The sequence below is a fragment of the Streptomyces sp. NPDC003247 genome (assembly GCF_042888135.1).
Classification (GTDB): Bacteria; Actinomycetota; Actinomycetes; order Streptomycetales; family Streptomycetaceae; genus Streptomyces.
The window spans coordinates 1-21207 of record NZ_JBIAPF010000004.1; the positions used below are offsets into that span (position 1 = coordinate 1).

Sequence of the window (21207 nt, forward strand, 5' to 3'; positions counted from 1 at the left end):
AGACCCACCAGCCCACCCACCGCGTTCACCAGCACATCCACCCCCTCACCGAACTCCTCCTCCGCCCGCGCCGCCAACACCGCAGCACCCTCCACCCCGGCCAGATCCACCTCCACCGACGACGCACCCGACTCCTTCAACGCCGCCGACACCTCCACATCCGCCCCCAGCACCCGCGCACCCTCACCCAACAACGCACGCACCACCGCCAGCCCGATCCCCCGACCCGCGGCCGTCACCACCACCGACTTCCCCGCATACTCCAGATCCACGACCCATACCTCCTGTTTGTCCGTTGATTGTCCGTTGATTGTCCGTTGACGTATCGAGCGGTCCGGGCCTTTCGGACGGCCCGGGTGAAAGGGCTGATCTTCGGCCCGGGTGAAAGGATTGATCTCCGATGGCGCCGCGCCGTACCGGAGCGCGGACGGCCGCCGGTGGCGCCGTGTCAGAGCGTCGCGGCGACCCGCTCCTGGATCTCCGGGCCCAGGAGCGCGGCCGGCGGGTCGACGAGGCCGAACACCTTCAGGCAGGCGACGGCCAGTTCGTCGTCGAGGGTGGCCGCGGCCTGGGTCCGCCCGACGAGTTCGAGCACCTGCATCAGCTCCGGGGGGCGCTCGCCCTCGACGCCGGGGATGCTGAGGTCGCTGAGCACGGTCATGTCCCAGACGGGCCCCACGACCTGTTCGGTGAGCTGTGCGAAGAACTCCGCGGGGTCCGGCTGTGCGCCGTCCGCGGCCCGCAGCCGGTCCCGCAGCACCGTCGTCTGGAGGGCGGCGAGCGTCATGCCCTGGCCGTAGCGCGGGTTGAGGCTGCACACGGCGTCGCCGAGCACCAGCAGTCCGCGCGGGAAGCGGGCCAGCCGCTCGTAGTGCCGGCGCAGGCCGGCCGGGAAGCGGTAGCGCCGCGGCTCGGACAGCGGCTCGGACACCTCCAGGATCTCGTGGATGTCGGGCGCCGCCAGCGACTTGGCGAAGGCGAGGAAGCCGTCGTGGTCGAGCGGCGGGTGGTCGCCGAGCAGCCCGTAGAGCGTGACCACGGTCCGCTCGCCGTCCACCCGCTGGCAGGCTCCCCCGCGGGGCGAGTCGGCGGAGGCGACGATGTTGACGGAGATGTCCCCGGCGAAGGCCCCGGGCGGGGTGCGGACGTAGCGGGTGACGTATCCGATGTCGACCTTGAGCCGGGTCTCCTCCACCCTCCCGTACCCGAGTTCCTCCAGCCGGACGGGGGTGCGGGAACCGCGGCCGGTGGTGTCCACGACGAGGTCCGCGGGCAGGTGCTCGGCCCCGGTGCCGTCCCGCCGGGTCACCGTCACGCCGACGACGGCGTCCCCGTCGCCGGCCGTGGTGAACCCGGTGACGTCCCGGTCGCCGTGCACGGTCACGCCGGGCAGCGCCCGGACGCGCCGGCGCAGGTGGAACTCCCGGAAGGGGCGCGAGGCGGTCACCGTGCCGAGTCCCGCGACCGGCTTCCTCAGGGGGTGGCCGCCCACGATCCAGCGCATGGCGCCGGCGATGTCACCGGCGTGGGCGCCGGCGGCGGCCAGTTCGTCGCCGAGCCCGGGGAAGAGCTCCTCGGAGATCTGGTGGCCGCGGGCCAGGAAGTCGTGGGCGTGTCCGCTCTGCGGCACGCCGCGGCGCGGCTCGTGCGGCGCACCGGCCAGGTCGTCCCGGTCCAGTACGGTCACGCGCCCGTAGAACTCGGACAGGACGCGGGCGGTGAAGAGTCCGGCGATCCCCGCTCCGAGGACGATCGCATGCGCTTCGGCGCGAGGTGTCATGACCTGCCGCTCCCTGTGGTCGGCTTCCGTTGGCGTCGGTGGGTGGTGCGCAGAGCGCACCGGGTGGCTGTCCCGTGCGCCGTGCTTCGGCACGAGTGCGTGCGGCGTGCTTCGGCACAAGCTAGCGGCGGCCCGCCCATCGCCCGCCCACCGCACGGCCATCGCGGCACCATCCGGGAGCGGCGTTACCGGCCGATGACCCTCGGCTGAGATCCCTCACACCGCGCTTGCCTAGGCTCGCCCGCGACCCCGACGACGGAGGAGAGCCATGGAATCCGAAACCAGCCGAGCGGAGCTCACCGAGCCGTATCTGACCGGGATGCTGGCCGGTATCGGCCTCGCTGTCGAATACGTCCGGGCCGAGGGGAACACGCTCCACCACCTCGGCGACGACGGGTCCGAGATCCCGGTGGTCGACTACTGCGGCGGTTACGCGTCCCTGTTCCTCGGCCACAACAACCCGGAGATCGTCGCGCACGCGCAGCGGGTCCTGTCCGCGGGCACGCCCGTTCTCACGCAGTTCTCCCCGCACTCCACGGCCAACGACGTCGCGTTGAAACTCAACGAGATCCTGCGCCGCGAGACGGGCGCCACCGAACCGTACTTCGCGCATTTCGCGAGCACGGGTGCGGAGGCCGTCGAAACCGCGGTCAAGCAGGCGGAGTTCGACCGGGTGCTGAAGGTGTCGGCGCTGCTGGCCGAGATCGGCGAGCACGTCGAGCAGGCCCGCGCCCTGGCGGCTGCGGGTGGCGTCACCGTGGCGGACGGCGCGTGGGCCACGGCCGGCCTGGAGCGGGCCGGCGCCGCCTCCTTCGAGGACCTCGCCGCCGCCGTCGTACGCCACAACACCGCGGTGTCGGCCCGGCCGCCGGTGCTGCTGGCGCTGGAGGGTTCCTTCCACGGCAAGCTGATGGGGAGCGTGCAGTTCACCCACAACACCGGGTTCCGGTCGGCGTTCGCGGCGCTGGGCGCCCAGGCCCGGTTCGTCCCCCTCGACCAGCCGGACGTCCTGGCGAAGACGGTGGACGAGGCGCGGGCCCGGGTGCTGGACGTCGTGGTCGAGGAGGGGACCGTACGGCTGGTGGAGCGGGACTTCCCCGTGTTCTGCGCGTTCCTGGTCGAGCCGATCCAGGGCGAGGGCGGCATCAGGATGCTCGGCGAGGAGTTCGCGGCGGAGGTGCAGCGGGTCTGCGCCGAGGCCGGCTGTCCGTTGATCATCGACGAGATCCAGACCGGCGTGGGACGCACCGGTTCCTTCTTCGCCAGCGCGCAGGTGGGGCTGCGCGGTGACTACTACGTCCTGGCCAAGAGCCTCGGCGGTGGCATCGCCAAGTGCTCGGTCGCGCTGGTGGGCCAGGCGCGCTACCGCCAGGAGTTCGAGCTGGTGCACAGTTCGACGTTCGCCAAGGACGGCTTCTCGTGCGCGATCGCGCTGAAGGTGCTCGAACTGCTGGAGGCGGACGACGGGGCCGCGTACCGCACGGCCGCGGAACGCGGGGCGCGGCTGCGGGAGATGCTCGACCGTGTCCGTGCGGACCACCCCGACGTCGTGGAGGAGGTCCGCGGCAAGGGGCTGTTGCAGGGCCTGGAGTTCCGTGACCAGTCGCAGGCGCCTTCCGAGCTGATCGGGTCGCTGGCCCGGCAGGGCGTCTTCGGCTACGCCGTGGCCGGCTTCCTGCTGCGCCGGCACCGCATCCGGGTGCTGCCGACGGCGAGCGCCCCGAACACCCTGCGGTTCGCGCCGTCCGTCCAGCTCACCGACGCCGAGATCGACCAGCTGGAGGCGGGCCTCAGGGACCTGTGCACGCTGCTGCACGACCAGGACGAGCAGCGCCTGATGGGCTGAGGACGCCGAGGGCCGGCCGCCGCGGAGGGGGAACCTCGCGGCGGCCGGCCACGGCGGGCGCCCGGAGACCGGGGCTGCCGACGGACCGGTGCCGGACGCGTGCGGGGGTTCACGCGTCCGGCACCGGAGTGTGTAGGGGTTGCCCGTCCGGCACCGGAGTGTGTAGGGGTTACCCGTCCGGCACCGGAGTCTGCGGGGGGCACCCGTCCGGCACCGGAATGTGCGGGGCTCAGGCAGCCGGCTGTTGCCAGGGTGAGTGCCGCTCGTAGCGGGGACGCCACACGGCGCGGTACACCAGGCGCAGCGGCGGGGGCAGCCGGGCGAGCACGTCCCGCCGGTCGGCTTCCGGCACCCCGTCGAGCAGCCAGGGGAAGAACGTCGCCGCGCCCTTGAGGCCGACCTGGCTGCGCTGTTCGGCCACGAAGCCGTTCCACTCGGCGGCCGTCAGCTCGCTCTCCAGCAGGGGCAGCGCCTGGGCCTCCTCGTGGTCGAGGTGGTCGGACAGGCAGGCGGCGACCTCCCGCATGAGGTCCGGCAGCGCCCGCTCGCCGCCCTTCTCGGCGAGGGCCGCGTCGACCTTCTCGGCGGCCCGGTCCAGGAGGGCGTGTTCGGCCTCCATGGCTTCCAGCATGGCCAGCGCCTCCGGCCGCCCGGCCAGTCTGTTCCGCAGGACGGGCCAGAGCGAGTGGTCCTCGGCGACGTGGTGGATCGTCAGGTAGCGCTCGAAGAGCTGCCATCCGTCCCTGAAGGCGGCGATGTCGTCGTGCTGGGCCGCGGTCAGCAGCCGCAGATCCCGCCGGAGGGCCCGGTGGATCGCGTACATCATGGTCAGGTCGACGCCGGACGCGGTGCCGGACTGCGCTCGGGCGCTCATGGTGGACTCCTCCTGGTCGGGAGCGGCGGGCGGGCGGGGGGTTCGGCGGTGGCCGGAGCGGCTCAGACGACGACGCCGATCTCGGCGTTCTCCGCGTCCGCGGAGGAGACCCGGATGACCAGGACGGCGAGGAGGAACGCGCCCAGCAGGACGAAGCCCGTGACGAGGAACGCCGTGCCGTATCCGTGCGCGAGCGAGTCGAACACCGCCTTGCGGACCTCCGGCGGCATGTGCGCCGCGTCCGCGGGCCCGTAGCTCTCGGCGGACTCGGCGGCGGCCGCGCCCATCAGCTCCGTGAGCCGGTCCTTGGTGACGGTGACCGCGACCGTCCCGAGGGCCGCGAGGCCCAGTGCCGCTCCGACCTGCTGTCCCGCGTTGAGGAGCGCCGAGGAGACGCCGGCCTGGGCCTTGCGCACCCCGGCCACCGCCGCGAGGGTCAGCGGCACGAAGCACAGGCCCACGCTGCACCCGGCGAGGACCAGCGGGCCGAGCAGGTCGCCGCCGTAGCTGCCGTCCTCGCTGATCCGCGAGAACCAGAAGAAGGCGACCGCCGCCAGCACCGTCCCGGCGCCGAGCAGGACCCGTGGGCCGACCCGCCCCACCACCTGGCTGCTGATCGTCGCGAAGACGGCCGCGCCCACGGCGAACGGCAGGAAGGCGAAGCCGGTCTTCAGCGGGCTGAAGCCGAGCACGATCTGCATGAAGAGGGTCAGGAAGTAGAAGAGGACGATCATTGCGGCGCCGAGCGTCAGCATGATCGCGTACGCGCCGGAGCGGTTGCGGTTGCGGAAGATGCTCAGCGGCATCAGCGGGGAGCCGCTGCGCGCCTCGATGACGACGAAGGCGGCGAGCAGCGCCGCGCCGACGGCGAGCGGGGTCACCGTACCCGCGCTGCCCCAGTCCTCGGTGGCGGCGTGGATCAGCCCGTAGACGACGAGGGACATGCCGGCCGTCGAGGTGACGGCGCCCGGCAGGTCCAGTCGCCGGCCGGCGGCGTCGGCCCGCTCGGCGGGGAACGCCCGGACCGCGGCCAGCAGCAGGAGGACCCCGATGGGCACGTTGACGAACAGCACCCAGCGCCAGCTCAGCGCGTCGGTGAAGACCCCGCCGAGCACGTTGCCGAGCGCGCCGCCGGCACCGCCCATGGCGGCGTAGATGCCCATGGCCTTGTTGCGTTCGGCGCCCTCGGAGAACGTGCTGGCGATCAGGGCCAGCGCGGCGGGCGCCACGAGCGCCCCGGCCAGGCCCTGCACGGCCCGGGCCGCGATCAGCCAGCCCTGGTGGGGCGCCATGCCGCCGAGCAGCGAGGCCACCGTCAGGACGCCGACGCCGACGAGGAACGTACGGCGCTGGCCGTACAGGTCCGCGATCCGCCCGCCCAGCAGCAGGAGTCCGCCGAATGCGAGCGCGTAGGCGTTGACCACCCACTCCAGGTCGGTCGCGGAGAAGTCGAGGGCCGACTGGATGGACGGCAACGCGACGTTCACGATCGAGACGTCGAGGACGACCATCAGCTGGGCCACCGCGATGGCGGCCAGCGCCAGTCCCTTGTTGGGGGAGCGGGAGCCCGCCACCGCGCCGTTCCGCGGCACGGCGGGCGCGGTCACGGGAGGCTGCCCCACGGATCGTTCGGACACCAGATCTCTCCTGCCGGTGGGCGATGGGAAAGGGAAAAGGAGAAAGGCAAGGGAAAGGGCGGAGGCAGGCCATCCGCCAACTTCGGAACAACTTGCCCCACAACTATGGAGCATCATGCCCCACACTCAGCTCCGGTGCAAGCTGTTCCACAGTGGGATCCGGCCACTTCGCAGGTCTCTCCACCAGGCCTCTTCGCCAGGCCTCTCCACCAGGTCTCTCCGCCGGCCCTCTTCCCCGCGGCCACCCCCGCACCTGCGCCCCTCCAGCGGAACGGCGGATCGTGAGGACCGCTCGCGCTCCGCACCACCGCCTCGGGAAGGAACCCCGGATGACCCAGCCCACGGCCGGGCCGCGCCCCAGCACCCCGCTCCCGCCCGCCCCTCCCCGCCTCGAAGAGCTGGCGCCCGGCGTGCACGCCTACATCCAGCCGGACGGCGGCTGGTGCCTGAACAACGCCGGCGTGCTCATCGGCGAGGACGCCGTGGCCCTGGTGGACACCGCCGCCACCGAACGGCGGGCCCGTGCGCTGCGCGCGGCCGTCGCCTCGCTCACCCCGCTGGAGGTGGGCACCGTCGTCACCACCCACCACCACGGCGACCACCACTTCGGCAACGCGGTGGCCGCCCCGCACGCCACCGTGGTGTCCCACGAGGTCACCCGGGCCGAGATGGCCCGGCGCGGTCTGGCGATGCGGGAGGTCTGGCCGGCCACCGACTGGGGCGACGTCCGCCTCTCGCTGCCGACGCTCACCTTCCGCGACCGCGCCACGCTCCATGTCGGCTCCCTGACCGCCGAGTTGATCCACGTCGGCCCCGCCCACACCACCGGCGACATCGTGGTCTGGCTGCCGGAGCAGCGGGTCCTGTTCGCCGGGGACGTCCTGCTGCCCGGCTGCACCCCGTTCGTCCTCATGGGCTCGTTGAGCGGCACCCTGGAGGCGATCGCGCGGCTGCGGGCCCTGGACCCGGCCGTCGTGGTGGGCGGGCACGGCCCGGTGGCGGGGCCGGAGGTGCTCGACGCGACGCGGGACTACCTGCTGTGGGTCCGCGACACCGCCCGCGAGGGCCTGGCCGCCGGCCTCTCCCCCCTGCGGACCGCGCTCCGCACGGACCTGGGCGCGTACGCCCGGCTGCGCGACCCCGAACGGCTGGTGGCCAACCTGCACCGCGCCTACGCCGAGGAGTCGCGGCTGCCGCGCGACACCGAGATCCGGTCGGCACCGGTCTTCGCCGAGATGGCGCGGTTCAACGGCGGCCGCCCGGTCGCCTGCCACGCCTGAGGCGGCGGTGCCGCGGCCCCGGCGCACGCCATCGGGACGGCCCGCCGGATCCACGGCACCGCCCCGGTGCCGGTGCAGGGCGGGAGGGGCGGCTCCGGGCGGCGGGACCGCCCCTCGCACGGGTGGGCGGTCCCCGGGGGGTGGGACCGCCCACCCGTGCACATGGGCGACTCCGGGCGGCGGACCGCCCCTCGCACGGGCGGGGTGTCAGCCGACGGGGTTGCGCTCGGTGAACTCCTTGGCGTGCCGGAGCGTCGCCAGGCTGTTCGTGCCCAGCGCGTCCCGTACGAAGGCCCGCGCGTCGGCGACGGTGGCGTCCGGGCCGAGCAGGTGGACGGAGGACGGGTTGACGACGACGGTGTGCCGGGCCACGGCCGTCGTCACCCCGTCCGCCTCCTCCAGCAGCCAGGCCCCCACGTGCGCGGTGAGCAACGGCGGCACGCGGAGCTGCTTGTACACGATGCGGGAGGGGCCGAGGCTCACGCGCACCGACTCGGTGGTGTGCCGGGAGCCGTCCCGGGCGATCGTGTCCATCTCCAGGATCTGGATGTCCGTGCCCGGCTCCCTCAGTCCCACCCGGGCCACGTGCGGAAGCAGGTCCTCCCACGCCTCGGCCCGCCACAGGAAGGCGTGGACATCGGCGCTCGGGGCCTCGATGCGCACCCGGTCCTCGAAGGTGCACAGCAGTTCCCCGAGCCGGTCGGCGGACTCGGCGGTGGCCTTCATCCGGCTCAGTTCGGCCTCGCTGTTGCGGTCCAGCGCCTGGTTGATCCACGCGACGTTCTCGGGGGCGTCGTCCACGGCCGTGAAGTCGTGCAGCAGCACCACCTCGCACCGGGCGTCGGACAACGGGCGGATGCGCCACTCGCCCCCCATCGACGCCGCCGGCGCCTGGGTCCTCTCCTGACGGAAGCCGATCACCAGGCCGTCCGGGTCGAGCCGGCGCCGGGACCGCCACGCCTTGACCTCGCCGTTGGCCGTGGCCCAGACGCGCAGCACCTCCTCGCCGTCGCCGAGCGGCGTCTGCTCCACGTGCACCGACGGAGGGAAGACGCGTGGCCAGTCGGCGGCGTCCGCGATGATTGCGTACACGGTCGGCGCCGGAGCGTCGACGGTGATCGTGTGCCGGGCGCGATGCGTCACTGCCATGGCGGAACAGGGCCTCCTTGGGTCGGGGCCGGGGCGGGCCCTCGTACGGACATCAGCGGTACACCCGTCGGGCGTCAGTAGTTTCCGAGGCCGCCGCAGACGTTGAGGGCCTGGGCGGTGATCGAGGCGGCGGCGGGGGTGACCAGGTAGCCGACCAGGGCGGCCACCTCCTCCGGAGCGGTGTACCGGCCCAGCGGGATCTTGGCCTCGAACCGCTCGAGCACCTCTTCCACCGCGATGTCCCAGTGGCCCGCGTATCCCTCCCGCACCGACCTGGCCATCGGGGTCTCCACGTACCCCGGGCAGACGGCGTTGACGGTGATCCCGGTCTTCGCCAGTTCCAGCCCGAGCGACTTGGTGAAGCCGACGACCGCGTGCTTGGAGGCGCTGTACGGCGCCCCGAGCACCACGCCCTGCTTTCCGCCGGTGGAGGCGATGTTGATGATCCGTCCGACCGGTCCGGCCGCCATCCCGCCCGCGTTGAGCACCTCACGGGTCATGCGGAAGACGCTGGTCAGGTTGGTCTCGATGACGTCGTTCCACAGCTCGTCGGGGATCTGCGCGGTCACTCCGCCGCCGCTGCGGCCCGCGTTGTTGACCAGGATGCCGATGGGCCCGAAGCGGTCGACCGCGGCCGCCACGGACCGCGCCACGTCCTCGCCCCGCCGTACGTCGGCGGCGACGCCGTCGACGGTGATCCCGCTCTCGGTCAGCTCCTTCACCGTCGCCGCCACGTCGTCGGCGTTGCGCGAGGTGATGAAGACGTTGATGCCGGCCCCGCCCAGCGTCTCGGCCACCGCGCGGCCGATGCCCCGCGTGGCCCCGGTGACCAACGCGACCCGCTGCTCCTCGGTCTGCGACTCCGCCGTCATGGCGCTCCTTCCCCACGTGTCCGTCGCTGCCTGTGCAAGGCGAGCCTGACGGGGAGCCCTGGAGTACGGCTGAAGGGCTGGGCGAGCGAGGGGGGTCATCCGCCGGACGCGCGCTCCTCGACCAGCTCGGCCACCAGCGCGGCGGCTTCGTCCGCGGGGACTCCGGCCGCGCTCAGGAACGTGATCGGGGCGGCACGGCTGGCTTCCCCGCTGTCCAGGAGGCCGTCGTTCACGGCTTCCATCAGGCTGAAGATGATCTGTTCGAGGACGTAGACGAGCACGCGGTCCGACAGCGGCGTACGGAATCTGCCCTCGTCCAGACCGCGTCGCAGGACCTGGGCACCCGACTCGTGCACGAGGGCGAGGCGCTCGCGGATGCCCTGCATCGTGACGGCGCTCTGGGCGAGCGAGAGCAGCAGGCGGTAGCGGTCGGTCACACGCCATACGGAGAGCATGGCGCTGGCGACGGCACGGGCCGGGTCGTCGATGCCGGCGATACCGGCGAGGTGCGCGGCCTGCACCGCCTCGACCGCCTCCTCCACGATCGCGGTGACCAGGGTCTCCCGGTTGGAGAAATGGCCGTAGATGGTCCGCCTGACCACTCCTGCGGCGCGCGCGATCTGCTCCATGGAGGCGTCGGGATCGCGCAGCAGCTCCACGACGGCGACGTCCAGGATGCGCCGCCGGTTGGCGTCGGCGCGCTGCTGGGCGGCCGAGGGAGAGGTCGGTCGCGTACGGCTCGTACGTCCACCGTTCAGGGCGGTGCGGCCCGGCTGAGTGCCCGTCATGGGCCCATTCTGCACGGGAAACACCGTCGTTGCACAACCGCGTGCATCAACAGTCCTCGACGGGATACATTGCACAGTGCTGCGCAATTGCACACCCGCGCGCAATCCCTTCAAGGAGCTTTCGCATGCCCTTATTCATCAATGAGCCGGTCGCACGCATGCCGCAGCCCTACGCCCGCCGCTGGTGGGCCCTGCTCGTCCTGTGCCTGAGCCTGCTGATCGCCGTCATGGCGAACACCGCGCTGACCGTCGCGGCCCCCGACATGACCGGCGACCTCGATCTGAGCAGCTCCGAACTGCAATGGGTCATCGACGCCTACACCGTGCCGTACGCCGCCCTGATGCTGCTGCTCGGCGCCATGGGCGACAAGTGGAGCCGCCGGGGCGCGCTCGTGCTCGGCCTGGTGATCCTGGCGGCGGGAGCGGGGGCGGGCGCGCTCGCGGACAGTCCGACGGGCGTCATCGCCGCCCGCGCGGTGATGGGCGTGGGCGCGGCCATGATCATGCCGGCCACGCTCTCCCTGCTGGCGGCGACCTTCCCGCGCGAGGAGCGGGCCAAGGCGATCACCCTGTGGGCGGCGACGTCCGGCGTGGCCATCGCGGCGGGCCCGCTGATCGCCGGAGCGCTGCTGACCGACCACGGCTGGGCGTCGACGTTCCTGATCGACATCCCGGTCCCCGTCCTCGCGATCGTCGGCGCGTTCGTCCTCGTCCCGCCGTCGAAGGCCGGTGACCAGGGCAGCGTCGACTACGTCGGCGGCCTGCTGTCCGTCCTGTGGATCAGCGCCCTGATCTACATGATCATCGAGGGGCCGGGGTTCGGCTGGGGCACGCGTCCGATCGCGGCGGCGGTCGTCGCGGCCGTGGGCCTGGCGGCGTTCGTGGCCTGGGAGCTGAAGCACCCGCGGCCCGTCCTCGACGTCCGCAAGTTCGCGCACCGCGGGTTCTCGGGGGCGAACCTGGCCGTAACCCTCTTCTTCCTGGCGGTCTTCGGCGCGTTCTACTTCCTCACCCTGCACCTCCAGTTCGTCCTGGCGTACGACCCGCTGGAGACGGGCCTGCGCATGCTCCCGCTGGCGGGGGCGGTCTTCGTCGGCTCGGCGCTCACCGGTGTCCTCACCCCGCGCCTCGGCGCCAGGGTCATGGTCACGGCGGGCATGGTCGGCGGTACGACGGCACTGGCGCTCATGGCGGCGACCGGGTCGGCGTCGACGTACGGGGACTTCGTCCCGGCCCTGATCGTGCTCGGTCTGTCGCTCGGCTTCGCGGTCTCCCCGTGCACCGACGCGATCATGGGCGCGTTCCCCGAGTCCGAACTGGGGGTGGGCGGTGCCGTCAACGACACGTCCCTGGAGCTCGGCGGCTCGCTCGGCATCGCGGTGCTCGGCTCGATCCTCGCCGGTTCGTACGCCTCCGGGGTGGAGGACGGGACGGCTGGCGGCGGGCTGCCCCCTGCCGCCCTCGACCAGGCACAGGACTCGGTGGGCGCGGGCGGGGGCGTGGCCCGGGCACTCGGAGAGCAGGCACGTCGGCTCGCCGAGCAGGCCGCCGGGGCGGGCTCGTCACCGGAGGCCGCCGCGCTGAAGGCGCAGTCGGACGAGCTCGCGCGGAACGCCGGGCAACTGCGGCACACGGTCGGGGCGGCGTTCTCGGACGCGGTGGCGCACACCAGCCTGGTCGGCGCGGTGATCCTGGGCGTCGGGACGGTCGTGGTGGCGGCGCTGCTGCCCGGCAGGCGGAAGGCCGCCACGACGGTCACGGCCGCGTCGGGCGATTCGGACCGCGCGGAGGAGCAGCCGCGTCCCGTCGAACGGGCGGCCCGCTGAGGCGGTACCCGCGGTCACCGGGGCCGGGCGGCGTCGGCGCGTGTGAACGGCGGGGAGGCCGGGCGGTCGCCATCGGCGCGCGTGTGAACGGCGGGGAGGCCGGGCGGACGCCATCGGCGCGCTTGTGACCGGCGAGGAGGCCGGGCGGTCGCCATCGGCGCGCTTGTGACCGGCGGGGAGGTCGGACACCCGCCTGCCCAGCCGACCGGCCGGCCGGCCGGGGGGACACATGCCCCACCGGTCCGTGCCCCGCCAGTCTGTCCCCCACCGGCCCGTGCCCCGCCGGCCCGGACCTGCGGCCGTCCGGACCGGCGGCCGTCGTCCGGGTCCTCACAGCGCGAACAGTCCGTCCGCCAGGGCTTCCGTGAGCGGTGCCGGGGTGAGTGACACCTCGGTCCAGATGGTCTTGCCCGTCGGTGTGTAGCGGGTTCCCCAGCGCCGCGTCAGCTGTGCCACCAGGAACAGGCCCCGGCCGCCCTCGTCCTCCATGGCGGCCCGCCGGAGGTGGGGGGAGGTGTGGCCGCCGTCGGAGACCTCGACGATGAGGCCGCGCTCCCGGATGAGCCGCAGGGTCACCGGAGCGCCGCCGTACCGGAGGGCGTTGGTGACCAGCTCGCTGACGACGAGCTCGACCACGAACGACGCCGCCTCGTCGACCCCCCACGCGCTCAGCCGGTCACGGGCCAGCGAGCGCGCCCTCGCCACCTCTCCGGCGTCGAGCGGGATGTCCCAGGTCGCCACCAGGTTCTCGGCCAGGGCGTGGACGCGGAGCAGCAGCAGGGCGGCGTCGTCCTCGGGTGCCTGGGGCAGGAGCCTCCCGATGACGCCGTCGCACGTCTCGTCCAGCGGGGCGTGCCGGGGACCGGAGAGCGCGGCGCACAGGGAGCGGACCCCCCGGTCGATGTCCGTCTCGCGGCTCTCGACGAGTCCGTCGGTGTACAGGGCGAGCGTCGCGGCTTCCGGCAGCTCGATGTCGGCGCTCTCGAACGGCAGGCCGCCCAGTCCGAGGGGCGGTCCGGGGGGAAGGTCCACCAACTCGGCGTGGCCGTCGGGGGTGACGAGCACCGGGGGAAGATGCCCCGCACGGGCCATGACGCAGTGCCGGGAGACCGGATCGTAGATCGCGTACAGACAGGTGACGCCCAACGCCTGGTCCTCGGCCTCGGCGGCCCCGGACGGCAGGGTGGTGCCGGTCCGCGCCACGAGGTCGTCGAGACGGGCGAGCACCTCGTCGGGGGCCAGGTCCAACGCCGCCAGGGCCGCCACCGTCGTGCGCACCCGGCCCATGGTGGCGGCCGCGCCCATGCCGTGACCGGCGACGTCCCCCACCACCATGCCCACGCGCGCTCCGGACAGCGGGATGACGTCGTACCAGTCCCCGCCGACGCCGGCGGGCCCGGCCGCGGGCAGATAGCGGTGGGCGATCTCGACGCCCGGCGGCTCGGGCAGCGCCCGCGGCAGCAGATCACGCTGGAGCATGAGTGCGGTCGCGTGTTCGCGGGTGTAGCGACGGGCGTTGTCCACGCACACCGCGGTGCGGGAGACGAGCTCCTCGGCGAGCAGGATCTCCTCGGGTTCGAAGGGGCTCCTCGGCCAGGACCGTACGAGGGCGACGACGCCCAGGAGGGCGCCCCGGGCCGTGAGCGGAACGGCGACCGCTCCGGCGGCCGGGTCGGCGACCGGTCCGTTCTCGTCCAGACAGCGCAGGCGGAGGGCGTCCAGCGCGTCGGACGCGATGTCGCCGGACGCGATGTCGCCGGACGCGTCGTCGCTGGGGCGCCGCGCCGCTCGGCGAAGGGGGGAGCGGGTGTCGCCGCGCGGCGGCTCCTGTCCGCTCAGGACCGGTTCGAAGATGTCGACCACGGCGGCGTCGGCGAAGTCGGGGACCACGAGCTCCGCCAGGTCGCCCGCCGTGCGCCGGATGTCCAGGGTCCGGCCGATGCTGCCGCTGGCCCGGCTGAGCAGGGCGAGACGCTGCCGCGCCACATAACGGTCGGTGATGTCGAGGCTCGCCTCGCAGACCCCGATCGGCCGGCCCTCCTCGTCCTGGAGGCGGAAGTAGGAGCACGACCAGACGCGCTCGCGATAGGGGTCGAGGCGGGTGGAGCTCCGGTAGCGCACATCGGCCACGGGCGTGCCGGTGCGGATCACGCGCTCGACGATCTCCTCGACCCCCGAGACCTTCCGGTCGTCGTGTCCGAGCACGCGGCCCTGCGGAAGGAGGTCCTTCACGAACCGTCCGGCCGCCTCCCGCAGCGGCACTCCGAACTGCTTCTCGACGGCGGCGTTGATCCAGCGCAGCCGGGCGCCCGTGTCGTACACGACCAGATGGACGGGCGACTCCCGGTCGAGTCCGGCGAGCACGCTCCGGCCGACGGCCTCCCAGTGCGCCTGCTCCGCGCCCGCGGCCATGAGGATCCACCCGGACGCGCCGTCCCCGTGGGCGAGCGGAGTGAGGGACAGCACCACCTCCAGCGGGCGTCCGTCACCGCGGCGGACGACCCGGGCGCCGAGCAGCCGTGTCGTGTCGGGGTCGCCGGCGAGGGGTGCGTCCGCTCCGGTCCCCGCAGCGGCCAGGACCGCGTCGGCGGACCGGCCGAGGACGTCGTCGGCCCGCAGACCGAACAGTTCCTCGGCCTCCGGGCTCCATCCGGTGAACCGCATGCGGTCGTCCAGCACCGCAGTGGCGCTGCCGGGTGGCGAGGTCTTCGAGAACGACCTGCCGTGCAGCCACGCTCCCGCGTCGTGCGCGTCGGGGAGACCCGTCATCGCTGCTCCTGAGGGTGGTGGAGTCAGTCCTCCAGCTCGTTCAATTTACCGTGGGACGTCCTGCCCGACGCCTGCGCGCGACACGGCGCCGGGCCCCGCCCGGCACCGGCCGGTCAGCGGAACGCCTCCCGGCCCGACCCGTCCCCGGTAGGGGTCCGGACGCAGCGTGCCCACGCCCCGCGAGGCGTCGGGCCGGGGGTCGACCCGCTGCTCCTCAGCTGTCGAAGTCGACGGTCAGGGTGTCGGAGACGGGGAAGGTCTGGCAGGTCAGGACGTAGCCGGCGTCGACCTCGGCGGGTTCCAGCGCGTAGTTGCGGCGCATGTCCGCCGTGCCGTCGGTGACCCGGGCGCGGCAGGTGCCGCAGACGCCGCCCTTGCAGGCGAAGGGCAGGTCGGGGCGGACCCGGGAGGCCGAGTCGAGGAGGGTGGCGTCGCGGGAGAGCGCGGAGGTGGTGGAGCGGCCGTCGAGGACGACGGTGACCTGGCTGACCGGCCCGTCGGGCCGCTCCTCCTCCCGGCGCACGGCCCCTGCCGGTTCCTCGCCGGCGAAGAACAGCTCCTGATGGATCCGGTCGGCCGGCACCCCGAGTCCGGCCAGGACCTTCCGGGCGTCGCGGACCATGCCGTGCGGGCCGCACAGCCACCAGTGGTCGGCCCGGGGGACGTCGACCAGGCCGTCGACGAGCGCCGTGAGCCGGTCGGCGTCCAGGCGGCCGGTCAGCAGCTCCGCCTCCCGGGGCTCGCGGGAGAGCACGTGGGCGAGCTGGAACCGGGCGGGGTAGAGGTCCTTGAGGTCGGCGAGGTCGTCGGCGAACATCACCGAGTCGGTACGCCGGTTGCCGTAGAAGAGGGTGACGCGGGAGCGGTCGTCGGCGGCGAGGACGGACTCGGCGATGGAGAGCATGGGGGTGATGCCCGAACCGGCCGCGACGAGCACATGGTGTCCGGGCACGGTCAGGTCCGGGGTGAAGGCGCCGGTCGGGGCCATCACCTCGACGACGTCGCCCGAGCGGACCTCGTTCACCAGCCAGGAGGAGAACAGCCCGCCGGGCACCACGCGCACCCCGATCCGGGGCTGCGAGCCGGCCGGGGAGCAGATCGAGTACGAGCGTCGTTCGTCCCGTCCGTCGACCACGCGGCGCAGGGTCAGCGACTGGCCCGGCGCGAAGGCGAACTCCTCCGCCAGGTGGGCGGGGATGTCGAAACCCACGGCGACGGCGTCCTCGCACAGCCGCCGTACGTCCGCCACCTTCAGGGTGTGGAAGGCCGGGCGGCGGCGTGTGCGCCGCGCCGGGGCCGAGGTGGTGGCGCCGGGGGCCGGCCGCTCCTCCATCAGATCTCCTTGACGTACTCGAACGGTTCGAGGCAGGCGCGGCAGCGCCACAGCGCCTTGCAGGAGGTGGCGCCGAAGCGGGACGTCTCCTCCGTGTCGGTCGCGCCGCAGCGGGGGCAGGGCACCGTGCGGCGGGTGGCGGACAGGATCAGCGGCACCGGTCCGGACGCCGTGGACGGCGCCGGTCCGGGCGGGGCGATGCCGTGCGAAGCGAGCTTGCGGCGCCCCTCGGGGGTGATCCAGTCGGTGGTCCACGGCGGGTCGAGGACCGTGCGGACCTCCACCCGCTCGTAGCCGGCGTCCGTCAGCCGTGCGGTGACCGCGGCGCGCATCTCGGCCATGGCCGGGCAGCCGGAGTAGGTCGGGGTGAGGGCGGCGACGACCGTGCCGTCGGCGGTCACCGTCACGTCCCGCAGCACGCCGAGGTCGGCCAGGGTGAGCATGGGCAGTTCCGGGTCGGGCACCTGCTCGGCGATGTGCCGGGCCCTGCGGGTGTCGGTGAGCACGGTCACCATGTCGCCTCCGGGTGGGCGCGGGCCACCGACTGGAGCTCGGCCAGCAGGGGCGCGAGGTGTTCGGTGTGGTCACCGTCGCGGCCCGAGCCGGCCGTCCCCGCGGTTCCGTCCGGCAGCGGCAGGCCCGCGGCCTCCGTGACGTGCCCCAGGACGGCGAGGACCTCGTCTCGTGCGTCGTGCGCCGCGAACAGCTCGCCCAGGTGGACGGCCACCTCGGCGAGGCCGGTGCGCATGCGCCGGTGGGACTCCGCGGTGCCGTCGCCGAGCCGGACGACCCACTCGGCCGCGTACTGCCGGTGGTACGCCAGTTCCTTCACGCCCTTGGCGGCGACGGCGGCCAGCACCGGATCGGCCGAGGAGGCCAAGCGGTCGAAGTGGGCCAGTCGCCAGGTGGCGAACACCAGCAGCCGTGCCATGGTGAACGCGAAGTCGCCGTTGGGCAGTTCGGCCAGGGTGACGTTGCGGAAGTCCCCGGCGTCGCGGAAGTAGGCGTAGGCGTCCTCGTCGCGGCCGGTGCCGTCGACCTGGCCGCAGCGCGCGTACAGCAGACGGGCCTGGCCGAGGAGGTCGAGGCCCAGGTTGGCCAGCGCCACCTCCTCCTCCAGTTCCGGTGCCCGGGTGGTCCACTCCGCCAGGCGCTGGGCCATGACGAGGGCGTCGTCGCCGAGCGCCAGGCAGAGCGCGGCCAGTGCGGTCCGGTCGACGCCGTCGGGCACGGCGGTGCTCACACCGTGCAGGGGGTCCTCGAAGCCGGTGCCGTAGGCCCACCGGCTGTCGTCCTCGTGCCCCTGGGCGAGGGTCATGTAGACGTGGTCGTCGTTCAAACCCTGCTCCTAGATGTGCGGGACGTCGTCGGGGATGTCGTAGAAGGTCGGGTGCCGGTACACCTTGTCCGCGCTGGGCGCGAAGAAGGGGTCCTTCTCGTCGCGCGTCGAGGCGGCGATGTGCTCCGAGCGCACCACCCAGATGCTCACGCCTTCGTTGCGGCGGGTGTAGAGGTCGCGGGCGTGGGTGAGCGCCATCGCGTCGTCGGCGGCGTGCAGCGAGCCGACGTGGACGTGGTTGAGGCCGCGCTTGCCGCGCACGAACACCTCGTACAAGGGCCAGCCCTGCTGGTCGGGGGTCATGCCGCCGCTCCCTTCCGCGCGCGGGCCGCCTGCTTGGCCGCGTGGGCGGTGGCCGCCTCGCGCACCCAGGCGCCGTCCTCGTGAGCGGCCCGTCGCCGCTCGATCCGTTCGGTGTTGCACGGCCCGTCGCCCTTGATGACACGCATCAGCTCGTCCCAGTCGGGGGTGCCGAAGTCGTGGCGGCCCCGCCCCTCGTTCCAGCGCAGCTCCGGGTCGGGCAGGGTGACACCGAGCTTCTCCGCCTGCGGGACGGTCATGTCGACGAACCTCTGGCGCAGCTCGTCGTTGCTGTGCCGCTTGATCTTCCAGGCCATGGACGCGGCCGAGTTGGGGGAGTTGTCGTCGGGCGGGCCGAACATCATCAGGGACGGCCACCACCAGCGGTTCACCGCGTCCTGGACCATCTCGCGCTGGGCTCCGGTGCCGCGCATCATCGTCATCAGCAGCTCGTAACCCTGCCGCTGGTGGAACGACTCCTCCTTGCAGATGCGCACCATGGCGCGGGCGTAGGGGCCGTAGGAGCTGCGGCACAGGGGCACCTGGTTGCAGATCGCGGCGCCGTCCACGAACCAGCCGATCACGCCGACGTCGGCGAAGGTCGGCGTCGGGTAGTTGAAGATCGACGAGTACTTCTGCCGCCCTTCGATCAGCCGCTCGGTGAGGTCCGTGCGGTCGGCCCCCAGGGTCTCGGCGGCCGAGTACAGGTAGAGCCCGTGGCCGGCCTCGTCCTGCACCTTGGCGAACAGGATCGCCTTGCGCCGCAGCGACGGGGCGCGCGTGATCCACTCCCCCTCCGGCTGCATGCCGATGATCTCCGAGTGCGCGTGCTGCGCCACCTGCCGGATCAGCGTCCTGCGGTAGCCGTCCGGCATCCAGTCCCGCGGCTCGATCCGCTGGTCGCGCGCGATCGTCGCGTCGAAGTGAGCCTGGAGCTCGGGCGGAACACCGTTCGCGGCCGATGAGCCGGGGTGCTGTGCCGTCATCCGTACCACCTTCCCAACCGACCATTCGTTCGGTCAATGATACGACGAGCTTCCTGGGTTCCGGCAAGTGCCGGAGAGGGCCAGTTCTCCGTGGAGGAGGGCCGCCGGCCGTCGGGGACGGCACGGACGGCGGCGCGGCGGTCCCGGGGGCGAGGCCCCGCCCGAGGGCGTCCAGGTCGCCGGTCTGCCGATCCGCTCGCGGAAGGCCGCCTCGCCTAGCTTCGGGGCGTCTTCGCCGTAGACCGTCCTGCTGGGCGATTCGGGGTACGGCGTCCAGTGCCCACGGCTCTCCGGCGCGGCGACCGCCCGGTCCGGCAACGTGCGGTGGCGCGTGAAGAAGCCGGGCGCCTCAGGGGCTGCGGGCCGCCTGTGACGCGCCCCTTGACAGGCCGGGGCGTGGCTTGATTACTTGGCCGTGCCGCACGCTAACCGAATGTTCGGTCGGGACACAAGGTGGTGCACACCATGACGGAAGCGACGGAGGCGACGCCCGCGATGCCGGGGCCCGCGGCGCGCATGTTCGCCGCGGACAGGGCCTCGCGGCTGCTGGGCATCGAACTGCTGGAGCACGGCGAGGGGACCGCGGTGCTCCGCATGACGGTGACGGCGTCCATGGTCAACGGCCACGGGATCGCCCACGGCGGTTATCTGTTCCTCTTCGCCGACACCGCCTTCGCCTGCGCCTGCGACAGCCACGGCCCCGTCACCGTCGCGTCCGGGGCGGACGTCACCTTCGTGGCGCCCGCCCATGAGGGCGACGTCCTGGTGGCCACCGCCCGGGAAGTGACCCGGTTCGGCCGCAGCGGCATCTACGACGTGAGCGTCGCACGCGGCGACGCGGTGATCGCGGAGTTCCGCGGTCGCAGCCGCAGCATCCGGAGCACGCAATGCGAGGAGCCGCAATGACCACCGAACCGACAGCACCGGCGGACGCGCGCCCCCGCCGCGGCGAACCCCTTCCGGCGGACCTGTGGGACGACGCCGAGCGGCTGCCGCGCGAGGAGGTGCGCGACCTCCAGCTGCGCCGTCTCCGGCGGACACTGCGGCACGCCTACGACAACGTCGAGCTCTACCGCGAGAAGTTCGACCGGGCCGGTGTGACGCCCGGTGACTGCCGGACGCTGGAGGACCTGGCCCGCTTCCCGTTCACGACGAAGGCGGACCTGCGCGAGACGTACCCGTTCGGCATGTTCGCCGTGCCCATGTCGGAGGTGCGGCGCATCCACGCCTCCAGCGGCACCACCGGCCGCCCGACGGTCGTCGGGTACACGGAGCGGGACCTGTCCACCTGGGCGGATCTCGTCGCCCGCTCCATCCGCGCCGCCGGCGGCCGCCCCGGCCACAAGGTCCACATCAGCTACGGTTACGGCCTGTTCACCGGCGGACTCGGCGCCCACTACGGCGCGGAGCGGGCCGGCTGTACGGTGATCCCCGCCTCGGGCGGTATGACCGCACGCCAGGTACAGATCATCCAGGACTTCCAGCCCGAGATCATCATGGTCACCCCGTCCTACATGCTCACCCTGCTCGACGAGTTCGGGAAACAGGGCGTGGATCCGCGCGCCACCTCCCTGAAGGTGGGCATCTTCGGCGCCGAGCCGTGGACGGAGGAGATGCGCCACGAGATCGAGGAGCGCATGGACATCCACGCGGTCGACATCTACGGCCTCTCCGAGGTGATGGGCCCCGGCGTCGCCCAGGAGTGCGTGGACACCAAGGACGGCCTGCACGTGTGGGAGGACCACTTCCTCCCCGAGGTCGTCGATCCCTTCACGGACGAGGTCCTCGCCGACGGCGAGAGCGGTGAGCTGGTGTTCACCTCGCTCACCAAGGAGGCGCTGCCCGTCATCCGCTACCGCACCCGGGACCTGACCCGTCTCCTGCCCGGCACGGCCCGGACCGGGTTCCGCCGCATCGAGAAGATCACCGGCCGCTGCGACGACATGATCATCCTGCGTGGGGTGAACGTCTTCCCGACCCAGATCGAGGAGATCGTGCTGCGTACCTCCGGCGTCGCCCCGCACTTCCAGATCGACCTCAGCAGACGCGGACGGATGGACCACATGACCGTCCGGGTGGAAGCGCGGCCGGACGCCGGACCGGAGCAGCGCGAGAGCGCGGCCCGCGCCATCGCCCAGGGCGTCAAGGACGGTGTCGGCATCAGCGTGGAGGTGGCCGTCGTGGACCCGGAGACCCTGGAGCGTTCCGTCGGCAAGCTCCGAAGGGTGAGGGACCGGCGCGGGGCGTGATCCGATGCCTCGCCGCCACGGCCGGGTGAGCACCACGCCCGTGTGACGTCCTGCCCGACGCGCGGAACGGCCCGCCTACGCACCGCGACTCCCTCCTGGACGTCGTCTGCTTTCCGCGTTGAAGCCGGCGGGCACCGCCAGGGTCGGGGCGCCGAGCAGGGTACCGATCGTGGCGACTT

18 protein-coding genes are annotated in these 21207 nt (G+C 73.0%); 5 read left to right on the forward strand and 13 right to left on the reverse strand.

Going from position 1 to position 21207, the window contains the following annotated elements; all coding sequences use genetic code 11:
• Together ACFYWQ_RS13690 and ACFYWQ_RS13695 are read right to left on the reverse strand one after the other, a co-directional pair.
• A partial coding sequence (locus tag ACFYWQ_RS13690) for an SDR family NAD(P)-dependent oxidoreductase (protein WP_389515977.1) occupies nucleotides 1-272 on the reverse strand: 272 nt, incomplete at its 3' end.
• A 176-nt stretch (nucleotides 273-448) separates the two neighbouring features.
• On the reverse strand, nucleotides 449-1780 hold the full coding sequence (locus ACFYWQ_RS13695; RefSeq protein ID WP_389515979.1) for an FAD-dependent oxidoreductase: 1332 nt from the start codon (nucleotides 1778-1780) through the stop codon (nucleotides 449-451).
• Nucleotides 1781-2048: 268 nt separating this feature from the next.
• Here ACFYWQ_RS13695 and ACFYWQ_RS13700 point away from each other — a divergent pair, with 268 nt between their 5' ends.
• A complete protein-coding gene (locus ACFYWQ_RS13700; protein WP_389515981.1) occupies nucleotides 2049-3626 on the forward strand; it encodes an aspartate aminotransferase family protein in 1578 nt (525 codons plus the stop codon).
• 229 nt (nucleotides 3627-3855) lie between these two features.
• Here ACFYWQ_RS13700 and ACFYWQ_RS13705 read toward each other — a convergent pair whose 3' ends face one another.
• Together ACFYWQ_RS13705 and ACFYWQ_RS13710 are read right to left on the reverse strand one after the other, a co-directional pair.
• Complete coding sequence (locus ACFYWQ_RS13705) at nucleotides 3856-4500, reverse strand: hemerythrin domain-containing protein (protein WP_389515983.1); 645 nt, start codon at nucleotides 4498-4500, stop codon at nucleotides 3856-3858.
• Nucleotides 4501-4562: 62 nt separating this feature from the next.
• A complete protein-coding gene (locus tag ACFYWQ_RS13710) occupies nucleotides 4563-6137 on the reverse strand; it encodes an MFS transporter (protein ID WP_389515984.1) in 1575 nt (524 codons plus the stop codon).
• Between the two features lie 329 nt (nucleotides 6138-6466).
• Between ACFYWQ_RS13710 and ACFYWQ_RS13715 the strand changes: the two genes are divergently transcribed.
• Entirely contained in the window at nucleotides 6467-7417 is a 951-nt protein-coding gene (locus tag ACFYWQ_RS13715) for an MBL fold metallo-hydrolase (protein ID WP_389515986.1), read from the forward strand.
• Nucleotides 7418-7624: 207 nt separating this feature from the next.
• On the opposite strand, the gene ACFYWQ_RS13720 is transcribed toward ACFYWQ_RS13715, so the two are convergent.
• The 3 genes from ACFYWQ_RS13720 to ACFYWQ_RS13730 all read right to left on the reverse strand — a co-directional run bounded on the left by ACFYWQ_RS13720 (nucleotide 7625) and on the right by ACFYWQ_RS13730 (nucleotide 10226).
• Nucleotides 7625-8566, reverse strand: coding sequence for an aromatase/cyclase (locus tag ACFYWQ_RS13720; RefSeq protein ID WP_389515988.1), 942 nt, complete (start codon nucleotides 8564-8566; stop codon nucleotides 7625-7627).
• A gap of 74 nt (nucleotides 8567-8640) precedes the next feature.
• Entirely contained in the window at nucleotides 8641-9438 is a 798-nt protein-coding gene (locus ACFYWQ_RS13725) for an SDR family NAD(P)-dependent oxidoreductase (RefSeq protein WP_389515990.1), read from the reverse strand.
• Between the two features lie 95 nt (nucleotides 9439-9533).
• A complete protein-coding gene (locus tag ACFYWQ_RS13730; RefSeq protein WP_389515992.1) occupies nucleotides 9534-10226 on the reverse strand; it encodes a TetR/AcrR family transcriptional regulator in 693 nt (230 codons plus the stop codon).
• A gap of 125 nt (nucleotides 10227-10351) precedes the next feature.
• Here ACFYWQ_RS13730 and ACFYWQ_RS13735 point away from each other — a divergent pair, with 125 nt between their 5' ends.
• A complete protein-coding gene (locus ACFYWQ_RS13735) occupies nucleotides 10352-12052 on the forward strand; it encodes an MFS transporter (RefSeq protein ID WP_389515994.1) in 1701 nt (566 codons plus the stop codon).
• Nucleotides 12053-12382: 330 nt separating this feature from the next.
• On the opposite strand, the gene ACFYWQ_RS13740 is transcribed toward ACFYWQ_RS13735, so the two are convergent.
• From ACFYWQ_RS13740 to paaA, 6 genes are all read right to left on the reverse strand, one after another.
• A complete protein-coding gene (locus ACFYWQ_RS13740) occupies nucleotides 12383-14821 on the reverse strand; it encodes a SpoIIE family protein phosphatase (RefSeq protein WP_389515996.1) in 2439 nt (812 codons plus the stop codon).
• Between the two features lie 214 nt (nucleotides 14822-15035).
• Nucleotides 15036-16154: a 1,2-phenylacetyl-CoA epoxidase subunit PaaE gene (paaE, locus tag ACFYWQ_RS13745; protein WP_389515998.1), complete on the reverse strand. Its 1119-nt coding sequence runs from the start codon at nucleotides 16152-16154 to the stop codon at nucleotides 15036-15038.
• Nucleotides 16154-16669, reverse strand: a complete 516-nt coding sequence (gene paaD / locus ACFYWQ_RS13750) for a 1,2-phenylacetyl-CoA epoxidase subunit PaaD (RefSeq protein WP_389516000.1) — start codon at nucleotides 16667-16669, stop codon at nucleotides 16154-16156. The genes paaE and paaD overlap by 1 nt, the downstream gene beginning before the upstream one ends.
• On the reverse strand, nucleotides 16663-17493 hold the full coding sequence (paaC, locus tag ACFYWQ_RS13755) for a 1,2-phenylacetyl-CoA epoxidase subunit PaaC (protein WP_389516002.1): 831 nt from the start codon (nucleotides 17491-17493) through the stop codon (nucleotides 16663-16665). Before paaC ends, paaD begins: the two co-directional genes overlap by 7 nt.
• Nucleotides 17494-17502: 9 nt before the next feature.
• Nucleotides 17503-17796 (reverse strand): 1,2-phenylacetyl-CoA epoxidase subunit PaaB, encoded by a 294-nt coding sequence (paaB, locus tag ACFYWQ_RS13760; RefSeq protein WP_389516004.1) that lies wholly within the window; start codon nucleotides 17794-17796, stop codon nucleotides 17503-17505.
• Nucleotides 17793-18779: a 1,2-phenylacetyl-CoA epoxidase subunit PaaA gene (paaA, locus tag ACFYWQ_RS13765; protein WP_389516006.1), complete on the reverse strand. Its 987-nt coding sequence runs from the start codon at nucleotides 18777-18779 to the stop codon at nucleotides 17793-17795. Before paaA ends, paaB begins: the two co-directional genes overlap by 4 nt.
• 465 nt (nucleotides 18780-19244) lie before the next feature.
• Between paaA and paaI the strand changes: the two genes are divergently transcribed.
• A complete protein-coding gene (gene paaI / locus ACFYWQ_RS13770; RefSeq protein ID WP_389516008.1) occupies nucleotides 19245-19685 on the forward strand; it encodes a hydroxyphenylacetyl-CoA thioesterase PaaI in 441 nt (146 codons plus the stop codon).
• The gene (gene paaK / locus ACFYWQ_RS13775) at nucleotides 19682-21028 is read left to right on the forward strand and encodes a phenylacetate--CoA ligase PaaK (RefSeq protein ID WP_389516010.1); all 1347 of its coding nucleotides are present in this window, start codon (nucleotides 19682-19684) and stop codon (nucleotides 21026-21028) included. The genes paaI and paaK overlap by 4 nt, the downstream gene beginning before the upstream one ends.
• The last annotated feature ends 179 nt before the right edge of the window (nucleotides 21029-21207 follow it).